Origin of the sequence: Rhodococcus sp. 14C212 (genome assembly GCF_011058195.1) — a bacterium.
GTDB lineage: Bacteria > Actinomycetota > Actinomycetes > Mycobacteriales > Mycobacteriaceae > Rhodococcus > Rhodococcus aetherivorans.
Map to the genome: position 1 here is coordinate 1 of NZ_JAALEH010000226.1, position 752 is coordinate 752.

The 752-nt window shown below is 69.7% G+C and carries 1 protein-coding gene; it reads right to left on the reverse strand.

The window, feature by feature from the left end; translation table 11 throughout:
• The coding region (locus G6038_RS30820) for an NAD(P)(+) transhydrogenase (Re/Si-specific) subunit beta (RefSeq protein WP_165042715.1) at positions 1 to 752 on the reverse strand (752 nt) is incomplete at both ends.

Here is a 752-nt window from a genome sequence, read left to right on the forward strand (position 1 = left end):
CGCCGTTGATGTCGTCCATCTCCTTGAGCGCCTCGTAGGGCACCTCGGCCTCGGCGAGGAGGACGTTCATGTGCCCGGGCATCCGGCCGGCGACCGGGTGGATGGCGTACTTGACCTCCACGCCCTTCTCCTCGAGCAGCGACGCCATCTCCTTGACCGCGTGCTGCGCCTGCGCCACGGCCAGGCCGTAGCCGGGCACCACGATCACCTGGTTGGCGTAGGCCATCTGGATCGCGGCATCGGAGGCGGAGGTGGCCTTGACGGTGCCACCCGCCCCGGCCGGACCGGCGCCGGCACCGCCGTCGCCGCCGAACGAGCCGAACACGATCGCCGGGATGGACCGGTTCATCGCCTTGGCCATCAGGTTGGTCAGGATCGAACCCGACGCACCGACGATCATGCCGGCGACGATCATCGCCTGGTTGTTCAGCGCCAGACCGGCGGCCGCGGCCGACAGGCCGGTCAGGGCGTTGAGCAGCGAGATCACCACGGGCATGTCGGCGCCGCCGATCGGCAGCACCACGAACAGGCCCATCAGCCCGGCCACGACGAGCAGCGCCACGATCCACAGCGCCGAGGTGGGATCGTTGGCCGGATCGGCCGCGAGACCGATGTACACGGCGATCGCGATCGCCGCGAGCGCGAGCACGATGTTCGCCAGCTGGAAGGCCTTGGCCGCGCCGACGAGGCGGCGTTCGAGGTTCTTGTTCAGCAGCTCCTGCAGCTTGGCGAACGCCACCAGCGAACCCCAG